The 16,417-nt window shown below is 61.7% G+C and carries 13 protein-coding genes; 12 read left to right on the top strand and 1 reads right to left on the bottom strand.

All coding sequences use genetic code 11. The features are described from left to right. Window positions 1-23 precede the first annotated feature (23 nt). The 8 genes from IG197_RS33900 to IG197_RS33865 all read left to right on the top strand — a co-directional run bounded on the left by IG197_RS33900 (window position 24) and on the right by IG197_RS33865 (window position 8,358). Complete coding sequence (locus IG197_RS33900) at window positions 24-587, top strand: hypothetical protein (RefSeq protein ID WP_131922388.1); 564 nt, start codon at window positions 24-26, stop codon at window positions 585-587. After that, window positions 584-1,663: a fumarylacetoacetate hydrolase family protein gene (locus IG197_RS33895; RefSeq protein WP_115734050.1), complete on the top strand. Its 1,080-nt coding sequence runs from the start codon at window positions 584-586 to the stop codon at window positions 1,661-1,663. Before IG197_RS33900 ends, IG197_RS33895 begins: the two co-directional genes overlap by 4 nt. 19 nt (window positions 1,664-1,682) lie before the next feature. Beyond that, window positions 1,683-2,108: a RidA family protein gene (locus IG197_RS33890; protein ID WP_109578780.1), complete on the top strand. Its 426-nt coding sequence runs from the start codon at window positions 1,683-1,685 to the stop codon at window positions 2,106-2,108. Window positions 2,109-2,173: 65 nt separating this feature from the next. Further along, a complete protein-coding gene (locus IG197_RS33885; protein ID WP_192321764.1) occupies window positions 2,174-3,721 on the top strand; it encodes a sugar ABC transporter ATP-binding protein in 1,548 nt (515 codons plus the stop codon). A 29-nt stretch (window positions 3,722-3,750) separates the two neighbouring features. After that, window positions 3,751-4,755, top strand: a complete 1,005-nt coding sequence (locus tag IG197_RS33880) for an ABC transporter permease (protein ID WP_192321762.1) — start codon at window positions 3,751-3,753, stop codon at window positions 4,753-4,755. 49 nt (window positions 4,756-4,804) lie between these two features. After that, window positions 4,805-5,779, top strand: a complete 975-nt coding sequence (locus IG197_RS33875) for a substrate-binding domain-containing protein (RefSeq protein WP_192321760.1) — start codon at window positions 4,805-4,807, stop codon at window positions 5,777-5,779. A 155-nt stretch (window positions 5,780-5,934) separates the two neighbouring features. Then, window positions 5,935-6,609: a cupin domain-containing protein gene (locus IG197_RS33870; protein WP_246765552.1), complete on the top strand. Its 675-nt coding sequence runs from the start codon at window positions 5,935-5,937 to the stop codon at window positions 6,607-6,609. Window positions 6,610-6,855: 246 nt separating this feature from the next. Beyond that, window positions 6,856-8,358, top strand: coding sequence for an amidohydrolase family protein (locus tag IG197_RS33865; RefSeq protein ID WP_246765544.1), 1,503 nt, complete (start codon window positions 6,856-6,858; stop codon window positions 8,356-8,358). Between the two features lie 236 nt (window positions 8,359-8,594). Here IG197_RS33865 and IG197_RS33860 read toward each other — a convergent pair whose 3' ends face one another. Then, window positions 8,595-9,083 (bottom strand): Lrp/AsnC family transcriptional regulator, encoded by a 489-nt coding sequence (locus IG197_RS33860; protein WP_192321756.1) that lies wholly within the window; start codon window positions 9,081-9,083, stop codon window positions 8,595-8,597. A 145-nt stretch (window positions 9,084-9,228) separates the two neighbouring features. Between IG197_RS33860 and mdeB the strand changes: the two genes are divergently transcribed. The 4 genes from mdeB (at window position 9,229) to IG197_RS33840 (ending at window position 16,409) form a co-directional block, all read left to right on the top strand. Continuing rightward, complete coding sequence (gene mdeB / locus IG197_RS33855; protein ID WP_192321755.1) at window positions 9,229-11,922, top strand: alpha-ketoglutarate dehydrogenase; 2,694 nt, start codon at window positions 9,229-9,231, stop codon at window positions 11,920-11,922. Between the two features lie 31 nt (window positions 11,923-11,953). Then, the gene (locus IG197_RS33850) at window positions 11,954-13,255 is read left to right on the top strand and encodes a 2-oxo acid dehydrogenase subunit E2 (RefSeq protein ID WP_192321753.1); all 1,302 of its coding nucleotides are present in this window, start codon (window positions 11,954-11,956) and stop codon (window positions 13,253-13,255) included. Between the two features lie 7 nt (window positions 13,256-13,262). Then, on the top strand, window positions 13,263-15,011 hold the full coding sequence (gene lpdA / locus IG197_RS33845) for a dihydrolipoyl dehydrogenase (RefSeq protein WP_192321751.1): 1,749 nt from the start codon (window positions 13,263-13,265) through the stop codon (window positions 15,009-15,011). A 204-nt stretch (window positions 15,012-15,215) separates the two neighbouring features. Continuing rightward, the gene (locus tag IG197_RS33840; RefSeq protein ID WP_192321749.1) at window positions 15,216-16,409 is read left to right on the top strand and encodes a DUF932 domain-containing protein; all 1,194 of its coding nucleotides are present in this window, start codon (window positions 15,216-15,218) and stop codon (window positions 16,407-16,409) included. Window positions 16,410-16,417 lie beyond the last annotated feature (8 nt).

The raw sequence follows: 16,417 nt of genomic DNA, 5'->3' as shown, positions 1-16,417 counted from the left end.
GTCGCTTCGTCTTGGCAAACGCAATGAAGGAAAAAATGTCCAGCCCTCATCCAGACCAGAATATTGACCATGTGCGCTTCTACCGCGCGCCGGACGACAACAGGACGATCGCTATCTACATCGGCGGCCACTTCAGCGCGTTCGACAGGTTCCCGCCATTCATGGAAACCGAGGATGAAATCCGTCATGTCCAGGAAGCCTACAAAGTGGCGGACCCGACACTTGAACGCACCACGAAAGCCCATGTGACGGACAATGGCTGGCCGTTGCAGATCATCATGCTCGAGCGCCAGAAGGGAGCGATCACCCTTCCTCACTATCACGTGCCGAATGAGCCACTCCCCCCGCTGCCTACCAGACACCAGATTCTCATGTGTCAGAGCGGACGCGCTCGGGTCGGCATCTTCACACGGCAAGGCGTGTCCTTGGGTGACGTCTTTCTCGAACCCAACGACCTTTTGTTGATGGCCGAAGGCCACGAGGTCGAGTTCCTCGAGCCAAGAACGCGTCTGATCGAGATTAAGCAGGGACCGTTCCCCGGCACCGACGCCGACGACAAGGTTGATATTGCGCAGGTGACACAATGAAGATTGCAACATTTCGAATTGATGGCCCGCTTGGCCCGGTCGACAGGTTCGGTATCGTCCGGATCGATGCTGCCAACAGCGATCCGGTCGCGGCCGCCAGGGATGGCAAGGGCTGGATCGTTGACGTCAACGCCGCCTACGCAGCGTTCTCGGCGGCCAGGGGCAAACCGTGCCCCTCTTTGCGGGCCGACGCTTTCGCACCAGCCGATCTCCATGCCGTGGCGCTCCTATATGGGCCGTCCCTCGATCCGGTTCGTGAAATCGAGGACTGGCTTGTGGCTGAGTGGGATGACATCGCCGCAACCAAATTGCGCGGACCGAAGGGCGAAGCGCTTGCGCATCGGCTTGCGGATGTAAAGCTCATGCCGCCGATCAAGGTGCCGGTGTTGCGCGACTTCGCCGCCTTCGAAGACCATCTCTTGTCGACTTTCGGCAAGATGGGCCTGAAGCTGCCGCCGGAATGGTATGAACGTCCGTTCGCCTTCAAGGCCAATCCAACCTCGATCATTGGCCACGATCACGACGTGCAGTGGCCCGAATATACCAAGAAGCTGGATTTCGAACTCGAGATCGCTGCTGTCGTAGGGCTCTCGGCGCGTAACGTCGATGCGGCCGAGGCCGGTAAGCATATCCTTGGGTACACGCTGCTCAACGACTTTTCGGCGCGAGACACTCAACGCGGCGAGATGGCCAATAATACCGGTCCGTTCAAGGGCAAGGATTTTGCCTGGGGACTGGGGCCTTGGATCGTAACGCCTGATGAAATGCCAGACGTTCTCAACACGCCGATGCGCGTGCTGGTCAATGGCGAGGTCTGGGCTGAATCGACGCCCGGCGAAATGCAGTGGAGTTTCGAGGAGATGATCTCCTACACCTCGCAGGACGAGACGGTGAATGTTGGCGACGTAATCGGTTCCGGCACGGTCAACCATGGCTGCGGTTTCGAACTCGAGCGGTGGATTTCGACCGGTGATGTCGTCGAACTCGAAGCTGCCGGCCTGGGTGTCCTGCGCAACCGCATCACGCCACCCCGCTCGCAGAAGGTCAACTGGCGCAACATCCGCGCCGCAGCCTGACAACGATACGGAGGAGGCCATGATGGCGATACAACCAGTGCATCCGCGACCGGAAGAGGCCGCGAATATGCCTTACGCTCCTGCAGTGGAGGTGACCGGCTTTGGCGGGTTGCTGTTTATCGCCGGCGCCACGGCCTCCCCCCTCTACCATCAGCATCCGCATGTCGCGGAGGAGCATGTGCTGCCCCATGACATGCGCGAGCAGACGCGCCTGGCATTGGCAAACATCAAACTTGTCCTGGATGCCAAGGGACTGACGTGGCGCAACGTGGTGAAGCTTACGAAGTACGTTACCGATATGCGCGACATGGATGACATGTACGCCGTGCTCAACGAGCATTTCGGAGACTGGCGACCGGCTGGAACGCTGGTGGCAATCAACAATCTGAGTGCTCCGGGCGCACGGGTCGAACTTGACATGATCGCTGCTATTCCGGCGGCCTAGTTTAGGATGCGTGGCCTGGCGGTCGTATTTCCACGCTGCATCGACATGGTCTGGGAGGGCAAGAGATGGCGCAGTCTGACAATCTTGAAGGCGAAGTGCCGGTCCTCGCCGTCGACGCTGTCGGCAAAGACTATCCGGGTGTGCGCGCGTTGCATCAGGTCAGCCTCGACCTGCGCCGTGGCGAGGTCCATGCGCTGGTTGGTGAGAATGGCGCGGGCAAATCAACGCTGATCCGTATCCTGTCGGGGGACGCCCAGCCGAGTGAAGGCAGTGTGATGCTCGATGGACGGGCTGTCAGCTTTGCTTCGCCGGGAGAGGCAAGGCGGGGCGGCGTGGTCACGATCTTTCAGGAGTTGATGATCGTTCCCGGCATGACGGTGGCCGAAAATGTCGTGCTCGGCAACGAGCCAGGATCGGGTATCGATCGCCAACTTTTCAACCGTCGCGCCGCCGAAAGCATTGCCCGCGACATGTTCCGGGCGCTCGACTGCGAAGAGGAGATCGACCCGCGCGCATTGGCGGGCTCCCTCTCTACCGGGCAGAAACAGATTGTCGAAATTGCCCGGGCCCTGGTGCTCAGGGCCCCGGTCATTATCCTCGACGAGCCCACGGCTTCTCTTTCGGACAAGGAAGCGGGCGCTTTGTTGAGAATACTGCGGCGGCTGAGAGCCGAGGGCACGGCGATTCTCTATGTTTCGCACCGTCTGAACGAAGTGCTCGACCTTGCCGACCGCATCACCGTGTTGCGCGGTGGCCAGCACGTGAAAACACTCCCGACGGCATCGCTAAACGGTGCCCATGACCTGATCGAGCTGATGGTCGGGCGCCCGTTGACAGAACTTTTTCCCGAGCGAAACCGTCGTATCGGAGAGCCGGTGCTTACGGTGCGTAATCTCGGCCGCGACGGCGTATTCAACAATGTCAGCTTTGATGTGAAGGCCGGTGAGGTGATCGGTTTTGCCGGCCTGGTAGGTGCCGGACGCACGGAGATCATGCGCAGCATTTTTGGAGCCGATCCGCGAGACCGGGGGGAGATTGCCAAGCGCGGGGTGGCAATAACAATCCGTGCTCCGACCGATGCCATCCGCAACGGCATGGCCTACATCCCCGAGGACCGAAAGGATCAGGGTCTGGTTACCACCCTTTCCGGCCATGAGAACCTGCTGATGGCTTCGATGGCCGATTACTGTCGCGGTGGGTTCATTTCATGGACCCGTGCCAAGACGGCCGCGCGTGACATGGCCAGGAAGCTGCAGTTTCGTGGCCAGCTGGCCAAGTCGGCGCGTACCAACTCCGGCGGCAACCAGCAGAAGCTGGTGATCGGCAAATGGATGTTGTCGCGCCCTGAGATTTTCATTTTCGACGAACCGACGCGCGGCATCGATGTTGGCGCAAAGGCCGAGATTTATCGGCTGATCCAGGACCTTGCCGGTCAAGGTGCTGCCATTGTCGTCGTTTCGTCCGAGATCTCGGAACTGCTTCATCTGTGTCACCGAATTCTCGTGGTGGCGGCGGGGGAGATTCAAGACGAACTGCTCGAAGACGAGTTCGACGAGCGGCGTATTCTGGCGGCAGCCTTCAAGGGGCATGCCATGTCCGCTTCGGCAGCGTAACGCCGCAAGAACGCAGGGGAATTGGTGATATGCAGGCTTACGGTGAAAAGACACAACCGCTTGATGGAGCACGCTACTGGCGCGAGACGCTGGCGCGTGTCGTGCGTGAACGCGGCATGGAAATTGCCTTGCCGGCTGCGACGATCGGCATGGTCATTTTGTTTTCTGTTTTCTCCGAGGTCTTTCTCACTGCCCAAAACTTCAGGAACATCGGCGTCGCTGCAGCTGCGCTTGCCGCGGTGGCGTTTGGTCAGACATTTGTGATTCTGACGGCCGGACTCGACCTTTCCGTCGGCTCGACGGTGGCGCTCGTCAGTGTCGTATTGGCTTTCGTCATGCGCGAATATGGCATTGCGCCGGGGATTGTGGCCGCGCTGATATGTGGTGCGTCCGTCGGATTGGTGAATGGGCTGATCATAACGCGGCTGCGTGTATCGCCCTTCATAGCGACGCTTGCCATGCTGTCCGTAACCGCAGGCCTGGCACTCAATCTGGCTGGCGGGGTTCCGATTCCCGGATTGCCCTCAAGCTTTGGACAGCTCGCCTATCGATCCATTTTGGGCATTCCGATGCCGGTACTAATCGCGGCTGTGACGCTGGTATTGGCCGAGCTTGCCCTTCGCTACACGCGCTTCGGGCGCCACGTCTGCGCCGTGGGCGGCAATGAGGAGGCGGCCCGTCTGTCCGGTATCCGCGTCGAGCGCATCAGGATTGCGGCCTACGCTTTCTGCGGCCTGACCGCAGCTGTTGGAGCGATCATACTTACGGCGCGCGTTTCGTCAGGTCAGCCGACACTTGGCGCCACATTGCCGCTTGAATCGATCGCTGCGGTCGTGCTCGGCGGTGTGTCACTCGCTGGCGGTCGAGGATCGGCAATCAATGTCGCCTTTGGCGTCGCCTTCATCAGTATCCTCGCCAACGGGCTCAACCTGCTCAACGTCTCTTCCTATACGCAAATGATGATCATCGGCATGTCGCTGATCGCGGCAGTGGCGCTGGACCAAGCGGGCATGCGCCGCAAAGCGGGACACTGACCGGGCCGCAGGGAGAGCGGCCACAACCAACAACAAAGGGGAAGGAAAAATGAAATACAAAGGGATCTTTAGCGGCTTGACTTGGGCAGTTGCACTCGGTGCGCTGCTCGCAGTTCCAGCCACCGCGCAGGATGTGAAGCCGATAATTGGGCTGTCAAAGCCTAATCTCAAGGGCCCCTATCCCACCGCTGAGCTGTACGGGATTCTCGACGAGGCCAGCAAGCTAGGGTTCGAGGTGGTGGTGCAGGACGCGGGCGGCTACGCCAATATCGACAAGCAGCTCGACCAGGTTTCGAACCTGGTCATCAAGGGGGTCAAAGCGGTTCTGATCGATCCGGGCGATCCAGCAGCTCTGAATGGCGTCGCGATGCAGGCGCGCGGGGCAGGGATATTCCTTGTCGGCGCTGGCGTGAATGTGGTCGCCAGCGACGTCGAGCCTGACGCTGCGGTGTCCTCCAGCCATTGCAACATCGGTCGCGAACTGGCCGCAGGCGCCAAGAAGCTGATGCCGGCAGGCGGTACAATCGGATTGCTCGCGGGCCCTGCAGGTTCGTTCTGGGCGGTCGAACGGCTCAGATGCTTCAAGAAGGACATTGCCGGCACCAACATCGTAGTGGTTGCAGAGATGACAAGCGAGCAAGACGCGGCGATATCGCTTACTCGCGCGAGCGAGATGCTTCAGCGCAATCCTGATCTGGACATGCTGTACGGTGCGGATGACGTTTTCGGTGTCGGGGCAGCGCGCGCGGTGAAAGCTGCGGACCGCTGCGGCAAGACCAAGGTGATCTTCTCGGTTCTTGGTGAGGAAGCGGAGGAAATGATGCGGGCCGGTTGTGCGGATTATGTCGTAGCCCAGCAGCCGGTGCTGATTGGACGCACCGAGGTCCGCGTGGTCGCGGATCTGATGAAAGGCATCAAGCTTAATCCGAAAATCATCGACGTACCGTTGATCGCCGTGACGATGGATAATCTGGAAACCGTGGATCGGGCCAACATGCATCCTCCCAAAGGATGGCGCCCGTAGGAGGCGCACGAGCCGGCGCTGCGAAATCCGATGGACGGCGCGGCGCCGGGGTCTCTTTTGACTCGAAGGCACGAGGATCTGACCCTGATGACTTCTACGGCTGATCTGATAATCGGTTTCTTATGAAGAACGGTTCAAGCTCCAAGTTGAAGACTGTGGCCGACAGCATTGCCGACAAGGCGAAGTCGGAACGAAAGAGGCGCGCCGAAGCGCTGCCCAGTAACGCGAGGGCTGCTGCTATCGACACCACCGAACCTGCGGCACTTGAGGCCGTGCGCATAGGTCGCCGGTTGCAGACAATGCGGCGGGCACAGGGCCTTACACTGGTCGATCTCGCCAGCAAAGCGAATTGTTCGGCGAGTTTGGTGTCGCGCGTGGAGAACGGCCGGCTTCTGCCTTCGCTGTCGGTGCTGCACAAGCTGGTTGCCGGTCTCGGCACCAGCATGGCTTCCTTCCTTTCCGGATCGGAAAACGAGAGTTGCATGCTGGTCCGTGCGAGTGAACGGAAAGAGGTCGCGCTCGACTATCTCGGAGATCCTCATCAAGGGGTCAGGATCGAGCAGATCATTCCTCATTCCCCCGAACGCACGCTGCAGGGAAATCTGATCACTATTACCGCTGGCCATGGTTCAGCCGGCGACTATTCGCACGTGGGAGAAGAGGCCGGTTTCGTGATGGATGGCTTTATCGAGCTAACCATCGACAAGCAGACCCATGTTCTCGGCAAGGGTGACTCGTTCTGCTTCCGCTCGGAGGCGCCCCACTCGTTTTACAATCCTGGTCCGGGCGAGGCAGTGGTCCTCTGGATAAACACGCCGCCGACATTCTAACGACGGATCCGACAAGAGCTTCGCCCGCACGCGTTGGTGGGCAATGCCCTCCTGTGTGAATGCTGCGCCGGTTCTCCGGCTTGGCGATGCGTCGCGTTGTCCATCGAAACGGCCTGGCGGAATTGGAACTTTAAGTTCCAGAACTGATGCCTGTTGCTGACCAGGATGCAGTGCGACCATCTCCGATGACAGCCGAATAGCTGCTGCGCCCGCATTTTCCACTTTGTATCGATGGAGGAGAACCAGATGACCGACATCACACGTAAGGAGTTCCTTAAATTGGGCGCAACAGGGGCCGCGGCCATCGCTGTAGCCTCGACCAATCGCCCTGCGCCTGCTGTTGCGGCGGTCGGGGGAGCAAAGCGCGCAATACTAATCCAAGGCGCCGACGTCTTGACGATGGACCACAAGCTGGGCGAGCTAGCTGGTGCGGATGTGCTGATCCGGGACGGAAAGATCGCCGACATCGGAATAGGCATCGATGCCGGCGACGCCGAACGGGTCGATGCGGCCGGTATGATCCTGATGCCGGGCATGAACGATGGTCACAGGCATCTTTGGCTGGGCCTCCACGCCGGCAGGCTCGTCAAGACCCATCCGCAGAAATACTCCGGCTACCAAAGATGGAAAATGCGCACCATGGTGTGCATGACGCCGGAAGATTTCCATCTCGCCGGATATGTCGGCGGACTCCAGGCGATCAACTCGGGCGTGACGAGCGTGCTGGACTACGCCCATGCCCACCATACCAAGGAAAAGGCGCTCGCTGGGGCACGCGGTTTCGTCGCATCCGGCGTCTCCGGGGTGTTCTGCTACCAGGCATCTCACAATCCGACTTATGGACCCGGGGACACAGTACCAGAAGCGCAGGCAACGGCCGAAAGGAACGGGGCGCCACAAGAGTCCAACTATGAGACGGCAGCACTGCTTCGCGAGATGTTCTCCGAGGAGAGCGATGGGCCGGTGAAGTTTGGCATCGCAATCAGCGAGGGGTTGGGCCAGCGCAGTATGAAAGACATGAAGGTGGAGTTTGAACGCGCTCGTTCGTTCAATCCGCATTTGATATGCTGCCATCTCCACAAACCGAAACCAATGCCCCCCTCTGGTGTCTATCGCGGCATTGCCGACCTTCATGCCGCGGGTCTGCTCGGCCCGGATTTTCAGGTTTCTCACGGCGTTGAGATGTCGAATGCCGAACTCGAAATGCTCCGAGATTCCGGTGGGATGATCTGCTCGTGTGCGATGGGGGAATTTCCTTATCCTGCAGCCTCCATTCACGGTAAGGCACGGCAGATGGGAGTCCCCGCAGGGCTCGGGCTCGACGTGAACATGGCGTTGACCGATGACTATTTCGAGCACGTCAGGGCAGGCTTTTGGAGTCTATATCGTTCAGCGGAATACTCCGAAATTGCCAAGGGGTATAAATCTGCGGACGTGCTGGACTTTGTGACTAGATGGGGCGCCAAGGCCATGCGCCTGGGCGACGCCACGGGGTCGATCACTATTGGAAAGCATGCCGACCTAGTACTTCTCAGGACATCGCGCATCGGCTTTGCCACCTTGGGCAGCCTGGCGGATCGCGTTGTGAATTTTGCCGGCTTGTCCGACATTGACAGCGTTTGGGTGCGCGGCGTCGCACGCAAACGACACGGCGAGATGATCGGCATCGATTGGGCAAGCCTTCGAGCACAAGTTGTCGATGCTCAGCAGCGGATCGAGCGCGACGCCGCATCCGTCACCCTGACCTGATTATTCAGCTGACATCACGCCCAGTGGCTGATCGCCCTCCTCGCGTGCAGGGGAAACTCAAGGAGTTGGAGAGCCATCATGCTCACTGAAAACCCTCCGCCAAGATCGCCGCAAACAAGGGCGACCCAAACAAGACGACCGGATGCTCGGTCCTGCCCCGGTCGCGTTTCCGCATCTGACCGCGGCGATTTAACATGATAGCGAAGCCGCACGACATAGACACGGGTCCACGCGGGCTATCGACGCGCGCGCGGGCTGGCAAGCTGCTCCAGTGGGAGGGCCGTCTTGTACTTGACCTGCTTGAGGGCAAAGCTCGAGCGGATGTTGGCGACGCCGCGCGTCTTGGACAGTTGGTCAACGATGAAATGCTGAAGCGCAACCGTGTCCCGCACCACGACGCGCAGCAGATAGTCGGAATCGCCGGTCATCAGATAGCACTCCATGACCTCGGGAAAGCCCGCCATCGCCGCCTCGAAAACATCGAGCAACGCCTCGGTCTGCTTCTCCAGTGTCACCTGGATGAAGACGCTGACGTCAGCGCCCAGCAGCATCGGATCGAGCAGGGCGACGCGGCGGGTGATGATGCCCGCCGCGTCAAGTGCGCGCACGCGGGCAAGGCAGGGGGAGGCCGACAGCCCGACACGTGCGGCAAGCTCGGCGTTTGTCAGGCTGGCGTCCTCCTGGATTTCCGAGAGGATACGCATGTCTATCGTATCAAGATGCATGTGAAGCAGATCCTGCTGAATGAAAAATGTAATGCAGCAGTATCTGCTGCATTTTCTGAAATTTGCAACACCTTCGGCAGGAAATGCCGGAGCCTTGCCGCTATCCTCGCGCGCAAGTGGAAACTCAAGGAGCTGGAGCGCCATCATGCTCACCAAGACCCCGTCCGCCCCCATCGGTGATGCCAGCGCCGGATTTGACGGCGACCCGCAGGAGACAGCCGACTGGCTGGTCTCGCTTGAGTCCTTGTTCGTCAGTTCGGGCGGCACGCGGGCCGAATTCATCCTCGGAGAACTCGACCGCAAGGCCAAGGAACTCGGCATCGTGCATGAGCCGCTGCCGTATTCACCCTATCGCAACAGCATTTCGCTCGAAAAGCAGCCGCCGTTCCCAGGCGATCTTGGCATGGAGGAACGCATCACCGCGATCATCCGCTGGAACGCGCTGGCGATGGTGGTGAAGGCCAACAAGGCCTATGGCGAACTCGGCGGCCACATCGGCAGCTATGCCTCTGCAGCAGAGATCTTCGAGGTCGGCTTCAACCACTTCTTCAGAGCCGATAGCGGTGCGGGCGATGGTGACGTCGTGTTCTTCCAGCCGCATTCTGCGCCGGGTGTCTATGCCCGCGCCTATCTCGAAGGGCGGCTTTCGGAAGAGCATCTTCAGCACTACCGCCAGGAGATCGGCGGCACCGGCCTGTGCTCATACCCGCATCCCTGGCTTATGCCCGACTTCTGGCAGGTGCCGACGGGGTCGATGGGCATCGGTCCGATCACCGCGGTCTACCAGGCCCGCTTCATGCGCTACCTCAACGACCGGAGCCTCGCCGATACCGAGGGCCGTCATGTGTGGGGGGTGTTCGGCGACGGTGAGATGGACGAGCCGGAATCGATCGCTGGCCTGTCGATCGCGGCACGTGAAAAGCTCGACAACCTGACCTTCATCATCAATTGCAACTTGCAGCGGCTCGACGGCCCGGTGCGCGGCAATGGCCAGATCATCCAGGAACTGGAGAGCACCTTCCGCGGTGCGGGCTGGAACGTCATCAAAGTGCTTTGGGGATCGGAATGGGACGCGCTGTTTGCACGTGACACCCAGCACGCACTGCTCCGTCGATTTGCCGCCACCGTCGACGGCAAGTACCAGACGCTCGGCGCCAAGGACGGAGCCTACAACCTGGCCCATTTCTTTGAGGAGGATCCCGAGGTCAAGGCGCTGGTCGCCCATATGTCGGACAGCGACATCGACGCCCTGAAGCGCGGTGGCCACGATTTCCGCAAGCTGTTTGCAGCCTTCGAAGCGGCCAGGGCGACCAAGGGCCGGCCGACTGTCATCTTGGCCAAGACCAAGAAGGGTTTTGGCATGGGCGCTGCCGGCGAGTCGCGCATGACGGTACACCAGTCAAAGAAACTCGACGTCGAGGCTCTGCTGGCTTTCCGCGACCGCTTCGCCCTGCCGATCAGCAACGAGCAGGCAGAGCAGGTCACGTTCTACAAGCCGGCTGAAGACAGCGCCGAGCTCACCTATCTCAGATCGCGCCGTGAGGCGCTTGGTGGCTACCTGCCGGCGCGGCGCCGCATGACCGATCCGGTGGCGATACCACCGCTGGCAAGCTACGCCGATTTCGCCCTCAATGCCGAGGGTAAGGAGATGTCGACGACCATGGCCGCGGTCAGGTTGCTTGGCAACATGATCAAGGACAAGGAGGTCGGGCCACGCATCGTGCCGATCGTTGCCGACGAAGCGCGTACCTTCGGCATGGCCAATCTGTTCCGCCAGGTCGGCATCTATTCGCCGGTCGGCCAGCTCTACGAGCCCGAGGATGCCGGCTCGATGCTGTATTACAAGGAAGCCAAGAACGGGCAACTGCTCGAAGAGGGTATCACCGAGGCGGGCGCAGTCTCATCCTGGGTGGCTGCCGCCACGTCCTACAGCGTGCACAACCTCGCCATGCTGCCGGTCTACATCTACTATTCGATGTTCGGCTTCCAGCGTGTCGGGGATCTGATCTGGGCAGCGGCCGACCAGCGCTCGCGCGGCTTCCTGATCGGGGCGACCGCAGGCCGGACCACGCTGGCCGGCGAAGGCTTGCAGCACCAGGATGGATCGAGCCTTCTCGTTGCGTCGACCGTTCCAAACTGCCGCGCCTATGACCCGACCTTCGCCTATGAGCTGGCAGTCATTCTCGACCATGGCGCCCGCGCCATGATGGAAGAGGGCAGGGACGAGTTCTATTACGTCACTGCGATGAACGAGAACTACGCCCAGCCGTCGATGCCGGCAGGCGTCGAGGCCGACATCATCAAGGGGCTCTACAGGATCGCCGGCCACAAGCCCAAGAAGAGCGCCGGGCACGTTCGCCTGCTCGGTTCCGGCACCATCCTCCCGCAGGTGATCGAGGCTGCACAGATGCTCGCCAACGATTGGAACGTCGCCTCAGAGGTGTGGAGTGCCACCAGCTTCTCCGAACTGTCGCGCGACGCAAGGGAGGCGGAGCGACACAACCGTTACAACCCGCTCGCTGAGCCAGTGGTCAGTCATCTCGCCGGGTGCCTGCCGGGCAAGGCCCCTATCATCGCTGCCACCGACTATGTCCGCGCCTACCCGCAACTGATTGCGTCATATGTCGAGGCGCCGTTCACCGCGCTCGGCACTGACGGCTTCGGTCGTAGCGACACGCGTGCCGCGTTGCGCGACTTCTTCGAGGTCGATCATCGCCACATCGCGGTGGCTGCCCTTGCAGCGCTCGCCACCGAAGGTTCGGTGATGCGTCAGACGGTTGCTGATGCCATTGCCCGCTACGGGCTCGATACCACGATCGATGCGCCTTGGCAGCACTGACCCGTCGATTTCCAGTTCTGAAAGAGTTGATATGAGCCAACAATTGGAAGTCAGGTTGCCTGACATAGGCGACTACAAGAATGTGCCGGTCGTCGAACTCCTGGTGAAGCCGGGCGACGTGGTGGCGGTCGAAGACCCGCTGATGACGGTCGAATCCGACAAGGCGACGATGGAGATTCCGGCGCCTTTTGCCGGAACCGTCAGAGAGTTCGCAGTGGCGATCGGCAGCCGCGTGTCGCAGGGCGCGCTGCTGCTGACGATCGATGCCGACGAGCCTGCCATGGCGCCCTCGGCAGCCACGCCAGAAACCAAAAAGACCGAAGCCGCTCCCGCGGCTCCACCCGTTAGGGCAGGACCGCCGGCGACAGCGAAGGTGGCACCGGCAGCAGCAATGGCGAGCACGTTGCCAGCGGTCACGACGGAGACCGCTGTCGGAGCCCATGCGACGCCGTCGGTGCGCGCCTTCGCCCGTGAGCTTGGCGTCGAACTTGGCATGGTCAAGCCTTCCGGCGCAAAGGGCAGGATACTGCGCAACGACATCACCGCGCATATCAAGGAGCGCCTCGCTGGAGGCTCCCCGGTGCAGGTGCCCGGTTCCGGCATTGGCGCCGGCCTGCCGGCCTGGCCTGCGGTCGACTTCGAGAAGTTTGGCCTCGTCGAACGCCAGCCGCTGTCCCGCATCCAGAAGATCTCGGGCGGCAATCTCACCCGCAACTGGTTGACCATTCCGCATGTCACCAACTTCGACAAGGCCGATGTGACCGGGCTCGAGGAGTTCCGCAAGGAGCTTAATGCAGCCAGCAAGGACGCCAAGGTGACCATGGTCGCCTTCCTGATCAAGGCGTCGGCGCTGGCGCTCAAGGCTTACCCACGCTTCAACGCCTCGCTCGACGGCGAGGAGCTGGTGCTCAAGAACTACGTCCATATCGGCTTTGCCGCCGACACGCCCAAGGGGTTGATGGTGCCGGTGATCCGCGATTGCGACCGCAAGGGCGTTCTTGAGATCGCAACGGAAATGCGCGCGCTCGCCGACAAGGCGCGCGGTACCGGGCTGTCGGCCGTCGATATGCAGGGCGGCTGTTTCTCGGTGTCGTCGCTTGGCGGCATTGGCGGGGCAGGCTTCACACCGATCATCAATGCGCCCGAAGTGGCGATCCTCGGCGCCGGTCGCTCAGCGATGGAAGCCATCTGGAACGGCGAGGGCTTCCAGCCGAAGCTGATCATGCCGGTCTCCCTGTCGTGGGATCACCGCGTCGTCGATGGCGTTGCCGCGGCCAGGTTCCTTGGTCACATCGCCGCCCTTCTGGGCGATTTCCGCCGCGCGATCGTTTGAGGCGAAAATGAGCATCACCGAAATCAGGGTGCCCGAAATGGGTGACTTCAAGGATGTCGCCGTCATCGAGGTGCACATCAAGCCGGGCGACGACGTCGCGCTCGACCAGACACTGATCGTGCTCGAATCCGACAAGGCCTCGATCGACGTGCCGTCGCCCTCCGCCGGGCGCATCGTTTCAGTCGAACTGGCCATCGGCCAGCGCGTTTCCAAGGGCGCGCTGATCGCCATCGTGGAAGCGGCAGCGGGCGGAGGCGAAGCCAAGCCTGCGGCTATTCATGAAGCGCCGGCCGCAGTTGCGAAGCCGATCGTAGCAGCCACGCCATCACCTGCCGTGGGTGCCGCGCCCGATTGCGACGTGCTGGTGATCGGCGGCGGACCGGGCGGCTATTCCGCTGCCTTCCGCGCCGCCGATCTCGGACAACGCGTGATCCTGGTGGAGCGCGACGCCACGCTCGGTGGTGTCTGCCTCAATGTCGGCTGCATTCCCTCCAAGGCGCTGTTGCATGTCGCCGCGGTCAAGGAGGAGGCCGAGCGCCTCGCCGACCATGGCGTCGCCTTCGACACGCCGACCCTCGATCTCGACAGGCTGCGCAGCTTCAAGGCCGGCGTCGTCACCAAGCTCACCGATGGGCTGAAGGGCATGGCCCGTCTGCGCAAGGTCGAGGTTGTCAGAGGCACGGCGAAGTTCGCCGATAGCGGCTCGGTCGACGTCGAGCTGTTCGACGGCGGCAACCGCAGGATCGTCTTCGCCAAGGCAATCGTTGCCGCAGGCTCGGTGCCGGTCAAGCTGCCGTTCCTGCCTGTCGATCCGCGCATCGTCGATTCCACGGGCGCGCTCGAACTGCCGTTCATTCCCGAACGCATGCTGGTCATCGGCGGCGGCATCATCGGGCTCGAGATGGCCACCGTCTACAGCGGGCTTGGCGCGCGTGTCGACGTGGTGGAACAGCTCGACAGGCTGCTGCCCGACGTCGACCGCGACGTGGTCGATGTCTGGCGCAAGCGCAATGCCCACCGCTTCGATGCGATCCTTCTGGGTGCGCGTGTCGAGAGCGTCATCGCCGAGGCCGATGCCCTTGTCGTGACGACGAGCGGCGAGGGGGCGGGCGTGCGACGCTACGACCTGATCCTGCAATCGGCAGGCCGGCGACCAGCGGCCGAGGCACTGCAACTTGTCATGGCGGGCATCACCCTCGACGCCAGGGGGTTCATCGAAGTCGATGCGCAGATGCGCACGCAGAACCAGAACGTCTTTGCTGTCGGCGATGTCACCGGCAATCCCATGCTGGCGCACAAGGCGGTGCATCAGGGCCATGTCGCCGCGGAGGCGGCAACCGGGCTCAAGAGCTTCATGGACGCCAAGGTCGTGCCGTCAGTCGCCTATACCGACCCGGAGATTGCCTGGGTCGGCGTAACCGAAGACGCGGCCAAGGTAGCGGGCCGCGCTGTCGAGATCGGCAAGTTTCCGTGGGCAGCGTCAGGCCGGGCCATTGCCAATGGCGCGGACTACGGCCTTACCAAGCTGGTGTTCGACAAGGAGACGCACCGCATTATCGGCGGCGCCATCGTCGGCCCGGCAGCCGGCGACATGATCGGCGAGATCTGCCTGGCGATCGAGATGGGAGCGGATGCCGTCGATATCGGCAAGACCATCCACCCGCATCCGACGTTCGGCGAGACCATCGGCATGGCTGCCGAAGTTGCCGAAGGCGTTTGCACCGACCTGCCGCCAATACGGAGAAAGCCCGCCTAGGAGGCTGAGCTGGCCCTTGGCACTTGTCATCGGCGACGGTTATGTCTGGTGCAGAGGGGGGGCGCGAAATTGTCAGGCGTCGGGTCTCGTCTGTGGGTGGAGATCCCTCGACGCCCGCTTGGAGAGTGAGAGCGCGGACCGGGTTCCGTGACGGGTTGAGTGTCGAGAGAGAGGCTCTCGACGCCCGTCATGGAGTTTGGTCTCATGGACATGCAGGTTCTCGACGTCGGCCGCGAAATCAGCGGCGGCTACAAGGTGGATGTCAGCCGCGGTGAGCGAATCGGTCGCGTTTCCTCGGAGTGGTTCTCGCGCCCGGATGACGAGCGCTACCTCTCTCTCTCGGAGTTGGCGGATTCGGTGCGCCGCCGGTCGGAACGCAGCCGGTCGCGCGTCGTGGAAACCGCACTCATCCATGTCGAGGCGAGCAGGATCGATCCGGAGCGGTTGTCTCTCATCCTGCCGGGCTCGGATACCCCCGTCGCGCCGACGCACTGGAGCTTCGGTCAACTCGCCAGCCATGTCGGCGCTCCCGCCGCCTATCTGCGCCACCTCCCGGCTGCACTGGCCGGCATCAATCTGCAATACGGTCTGACCTCGCATCGGGCCGAGCAGATCAAGACGCTCGAAACCGACAACGGCCGGGTCGAGCTGCGCGCCGTCACCGGCCCCGACTATGGCCGGATCTATGACCACGAGCTGGTCGAAGCCGTGCAGCGCATCGCGGGCAACGGCACGGGCGATACGCGGTGGAAGGTCCCTGGTGTGCTCGATTGGTCGACCGGCGTCTACAATCCCCGCGTCGACATCACCAAGGACACGACGACGCTCTATGCCTCCGATCGCGATGTGTTCCTCTTCCTCGTCGACGATCTCAATCCCATTGAGGCTGGCCGGCTCCCCGACGGTTCGCCCGACCTCTATTTCCGCGGCTTCTACTGCTGGAATTCCGAAGTCGGCGCGAAGACGCTCGGAATGGCGAGCTTCTATCTCCGCGCGGTCTGCCAGAATCGCAATTTGTGGGGCGTGGAAGATTTCGAGGAAATCACGATCCGCCACAGCAAATATGCGGCCTCGCGTTTCGCCCATGAGGCCGCCCCGGCGTTGCTGAACTTCGCCAACTCCTCGCCCATGCCTTTCATCAACGGCATCAAGGCCGCGCGCGAGCGGATCGTGGCCAAGTCCGACGAGGACCGCACCGAATTCCTGCGCAAGCGTGGTTTCTCGAAAGCCGAGACCGGCAAGATCATCGAGACCGTCCTGGTCGAGGAAGGTCGCCCGCCGGAGTCGATCTTCGACTTCGTCGCAGGCATCACCGCTGTCGCCCGAGAAAAGACCAACCAGGATGCGCGGCTCGAACTGGAGGGCAAGGCCAAGAAGCTGCTCGACCGCGCCGCCTGATCTCCGTG

Origin of the sequence: Aminobacter sp. SR38, from assembly GCF_014843375.1 — a bacterium.
Classification (GTDB): Bacteria; Pseudomonadota; Alphaproteobacteria; order Rhizobiales; family Rhizobiaceae; genus Aminobacter; species Aminobacter ciceronei.
The sequence above is the reverse complement of the archived record's forward strand: the minus strand, read 5'-3'. Positions and strand labels throughout refer to the sequence as shown.